This window comes from Sphingobium psychrophilum, from assembly GCF_012927105.1.
GTDB classification, from domain to species: Bacteria; Pseudomonadota; Alphaproteobacteria; order Sphingomonadales; family Sphingomonadaceae; genus Sphingobium; species Sphingobium psychrophilum.
Genome location: NZ_JABBFV010000055.1, coordinates 1 through 4557, shown reverse-complemented (window position 1 = coordinate 4557; position 4557 = coordinate 1). Strand labels below are relative to the sequence as shown.

The following is a 4557-nucleotide window of genomic DNA, read 5'->3' as shown; positions in this document are numbered from 1 at the left end:
AGGACTTTGAACAGACCATCGCATCGGCAACTGCGTGGCTGTTCATAGCTTCCATCCAGCTATTCGCGCGTCGCATCGCAAGACTATGAAATTTCATCGGATAATTATGAATCAGGCTCTGAGGCGAATTCCACATTGGGCTGCCGGATGTTGAACCCGGCATATTCTCGCCACGTCGGGATCAGTTCAGGAGCGGTCCGACAATGATTACACATACAGGTGAGCCCATTGCTACTGCAACTTCGATGAACGGTGCTCAGCTTTTTCTCGCAGACGAATTGTTATACGATTGTGCAGTAGTAATTTCGAACATATGATGCCAAAGACCAACCTATCCTTGGTCGCAAAAATTGAAAGTCGATATGATAGATTCCGAAAACCTCATGACCTTGACTGCGGATATCGTTGCCGCGCACGTGAGCAACAACAGCGTCGCGGTCAATGATATCACTACGCTGATTGCCAACGTTCATGGCGCGCTTTCCACCTTGGGCGAGATTGTCCCGGTTGAAGAAGTAAGGCAGGAACCTGCCGTTTCGGTGCGGTCATCGATCAAGCCCGACTACATTGTCTGCCTTGAAGACGGCAAAAAGCTCAAGATGCTCAAGCGGCACCTGATGACACATTATCAGATGACGCCTGCCGACTATCGGACGAAATGGAACCTCCCTGCCGATTATCCCATGGTAGCTCCCAACTATGCTCAACAGCGCAAGGAACTGGCGCTCAAGATCGGGCTGGGGCGCAAACCGGGCGTAAAACTGGGTCGCCCTGCGCGCGCCAAGAAGGGTGCTGAACCGGTAGCATAATGTCTCGACCGGCGGCGGATCGTCATCGACGTGATTGCCGTCGGGCGCTTTCTATTGGATGGTTCTCAAGCTGTGTAGGATCGCCCGCTTTACCGCGCCAAATATGTTCCAGACGCCGTGGGAAACAGGCGGGCGAATCCGATCTCAAAGGCGGTCGGGCGGCGCATAGATATGATCATGGGCCGTCAGCCTGATCGCTGACAGGTCGTATAGCTGAGCGAGAAGACGTTGGTTTCGCGCGCTGGACGTCCCAATCTGTCCGGAGCAGGCCGCGGTCAGTCGCGGGCAGCCCAAAGCTGCCTATCGCCCATAATAGGGTTCGCAGGCGACACCATCTCCGTCGCCATCCAGATGGGGTCCGTAGCCTGGCTGCCCCCGGCGCAACGGTGCAGCACCCACAGCACGCACCTCGCGGCAATTACCATAGGACCATCCGTTCTCCCCAGACGAAGCATCCGTCCGTAGCGTAGGTGCGGCCCTTCCAAAGCTCATCGTGTTGGGCTGTTGAGCGTCCAATTCCACGGCGGACATTGATTGCACCGTTCCTATGGTATTGCGGGTCGGCGGCCAGCTATCTTCGCGTGCGGGCGATGGCATGATCTGCCCGGACTCGAAAAGGCGTATGGCGGTTCCGATTAGAGCGCCGAAAATGATAGCGCCAAAGAGGGCTTTGAGAGCGAAGCTTTGAGTCACCATCAGGCTGCAATAGTTCAGCGCGGTAAATGATCTGTTTCTGCGCATTCCAAAATGACGATCACCTAGAGCATAATCCGACCTGACAGAGTCGCTGGGGATTCCCTTTCCGTTGGAAGTCTGATCATCGTGTCGGCCGAGGGGAGGTCGGCGTGGCATGACGAAATCCATATCTGACGATCTTCGATTTCGCGTGATTGCAGCCGTTGATGCAGGATTGTCGCGGCGGGCGGCGGGCGGCGGGCGGCGGGCGGCGGCGGAGCGGTTTGGTGTCGGCACGGCCAGTGCGATCCGTTGGGTGCGCGAGTGGCGGGAGACGGGGTCAGCTCGAGCAAAGCCGCAGGGCGGTGACCGGCGGTCACAACGCATTGAAGCCTATCGCACGGCGATACTGATGGCAGTTGAGGATCAGGTGGACATCACGCTGGTGGAGATAGCAGCGATGCTCCGAACGGATCATGGCGCCATTTTTGCGGCAAGCACGATCTGGCGCTTTCTGGACCGTCACGCGATGACGTTCAAAAAAACGGTGCACGCCAACGAGCAGGAGCGGCACGACGTTGCCATGCGGCGTCAGGCCTGGTTCGACGCCCAGCCTGATCTTGACCCCGAACATCTCGTTTTCATCGACGAGACTGGCGCTTCGACGAAGATGGCTCGTGTGCGCGGTCGCGCAAAACGCAGCGCGCGATGTCGTTCACCGATCCCGCATGGCCATTGGAAGACGACGACGTTTACAGGAGCGCTGCGACTGTCCGGTATGACCGCACCCATGGTCCTGGATGGGCCTATGACGGGCGAATGGTTCGTTGCCTATGTCGAGCAGATACTTGTGCCGACGCTGCGACAGGGCGACGTCGTGATCCTCGACAATCTCCCCGTCCACAAAAGCGCTGCTGATCGGGAAGCCATTGAGGCGGCAGGCGCGCAGATGCTTTTCCTCCCGCCATACTCGCCCGACTTCAATCCGATCGAAATGGCATTTTCCAAACTCAAGGCTATCCTGCGAAAGGCTGCCGCACGAAATGTTGCCGACCTGTGGGATGCGATCCGTGATGCCCTGCCGCGCTTCACCCCAAAGGTATGCGCCAACTACTTCTCTGCCGCCGGATATGAACCAGAATGATCGGATTCTGCTCTAGTCTGAAGGTGCCGGGCTAGGGGAAGGCCAGTCGATGCCATCCCTTCGCGCCGTAGGGGCTGGCGTGACGGGCGTGCAGCAATGGCGCGTTCCAGGCACTCGCGCCCAAGCATGTGGTGCCGGCGGCCTGCCCACCGAGGTGCTCCCTTTAGCTTCCCAACCTGACGAGTGCAGATGCGATTATCTGGCGACAGGCTGCGTCGCGGGTGATTTCAAGCACGGCCCACAGGCTCCGTCGAGCCTCGTCGAAGTGTCCGAGCCTCGTTTGCATGCCCGCCAAATTCCACCATCCCTCACAATGCGATGGGGCAATGATTGCTATGCGCTCGTGTAATTTCATCGCTCTTGAATAATCTCCACTCCGCTCAGCGCTATTTGCCTCCTCGGTCAACGACAAAACGAGTACCATTCTGTTCGATATCGGTATAAAATTGTCGTTCGCGGGGACGATCTTCGCCAGCCACCTTGATGCCGGCCCGCCGCTCAAGTGGGGCGCACTTGCATGAATTTTTCCCGTGGACGGGTCGATAAAACGTGGATGGTCTGCAGGCCCCACGCGCACCAGAATTTGGGGTGGCAGGCTAACTACGTCGGCTACCCAACCCATTCGTCGTGCTGCTGAAACATACAGTATCGCTAAAGATGTCGGCGGCCCTTCGCGCCGGTCGATGACGGGCATCAGGCCAGCGCTTAACCGGGAATCTCCACTCGCCCTCTTGCCTGAAAAGCCGAATTTATAAGCAATAACATCCACAAGAGTGGCAGCAATATCACTTCCGGACGACAAGGAGCTGACAAATTCGATTTCATCACCAATAGATTTAAGTAGATCTATATATGGATCGAACGAAATATTATCATAATCGAGGGCGCTAAGAATCAAAGACGCTGTATCAAGAATAATATCTTTATCATCAAGCTGTGCGAGAAATGAAAATCTGTCACTCATTTATAAAGAACTAACAATCTATTTAAAGATGCTATCGATATTGTTCTATTGATATTATCAAGCAAAAAATACACAAAACGATCTCAATATTTTAATGATGTAATAAAATACATCAATGAATTTTTTACTTAATTATCTCCATCGGACTATTATTCGACGGCGGGCTGCGCATGGGGCCTGACCCATTGTCTGTCATATTAATATGCCGAAAAAATTGTTAATAAGCTCTGCATCAAGAAGCGCAGGAATTTTAAACAAGTCTGATTATTGGCAAGTTCGTTCAGATTCTTTGGTGATTTCCCATGTTTTTCTACGTTTGCAGGGGTCTGATTACAATAGAGTCCAGGCAAATCAAGGTCTAATCGATCAGGCTATGGGCAAGACGTAAATGGCGGCCTGCGTGAACGCGTCACCGGATCGCGCGCGCCGCGAATATGTGGTGTCACATGCGCAATCGTACGCTTCGTGGATCATGTTGTATTGCGCCTCACGGTGTCAATGAGGCCAATCCGCAATAGCATTCAGTGCCATCGTCCTGCGCCGCTGATATTCGACATGCCCAAAAAATGTGATCTGTCAGATCATTTGGATCGAGCCAAGCGCGACGATAGTCGAAGGAGGCTACGTGCCGGCAGTCGTCAGTTCAACTTTGCCCCTGTCATTAACTATTTATCCAACCACCGGCACCTTCATCTGCCGTTAAATCTGCGGCGCGATCATTGAGGGCGATAGATCTCACAGATGCATCGTCATCGACTGCCGTGGTGTTCGTCATTAAATTTCAAGCGATTCAATCTTGTGCGGCGCCTTGTGAGTGACAGATTTATGTCGAGCCATATATAGGTTAGAGCCTGATTCATAATTATCCGATGAAATTTCATAGTCTTGCGATGCGACGCGCGAATAGCTGGATGGAAGCTATGAACAGCCACGCAGTTGCCGATGCGATGGTCTGTTCAAAGTCC

Annotated in this window: 4 protein-coding genes and 2 pseudogenes; 3 read left to right on the top strand and 3 right to left on the bottom strand. The window is 54.0% G+C overall.

Going from position 1 to position 4557, the window contains the following annotated elements; all coding sequences use genetic code 11:
* Together HHL08_RS24980 and HHL08_RS24975 are read left to right on the top strand one after the other, a co-directional pair.
* Nucleotides 1-89, top strand: a pseudogene (locus HHL08_RS24980) (IS5/IS1182 family transposase); the annotation flags it as partial.
* Between the two features lie 273 nt (nt 90-362).
* Nucleotides 363-809, top strand: a complete 447-nt coding sequence (locus HHL08_RS24975) for a MucR family transcriptional regulator (RefSeq protein WP_096062081.1) — start codon at nt 363-365, stop codon at nt 807-809.
* A gap of 300 nt (nt 810-1109) precedes the next feature.
* Here the strand turns inward: HHL08_RS24975 and HHL08_RS24970 are convergent, their stop codons facing one another.
* A complete protein-coding gene (locus tag HHL08_RS24970; protein WP_235955312.1) occupies nt 1110-1301 on the bottom strand; it encodes an excalibur calcium-binding domain-containing protein in 192 nt (63 codons plus the stop codon).
* 358 nt (nt 1302-1659) lie between these two features.
* On the opposite strand from HHL08_RS24970, the gene HHL08_RS24965 reads away from it, so the two are divergent.
* On the top strand, nt 1660-2628 hold the full coding sequence (locus tag HHL08_RS24965) for an IS630 family transposase (RefSeq protein WP_169575551.1): 969 nt from the start codon (nt 1660-1662) through the stop codon (nt 2626-2628).
* A 163-nt stretch (nt 2629-2791) separates the two neighbouring features.
* Here the strand turns inward: HHL08_RS24965 and HHL08_RS24960 are convergent, their stop codons facing one another.
* A complete protein-coding gene (locus HHL08_RS24960; protein ID WP_169575550.1) occupies nt 2792-3592 on the bottom strand; it encodes a transglutaminase family protein in 801 nt (266 codons plus the stop codon).
* Nucleotides 3593-4469: 877 nt separating this feature from the next.
* A pseudogene (locus tag HHL08_RS24955) lies at nt 4470-4557 on the bottom strand (IS5/IS1182 family transposase); the annotation flags it as partial.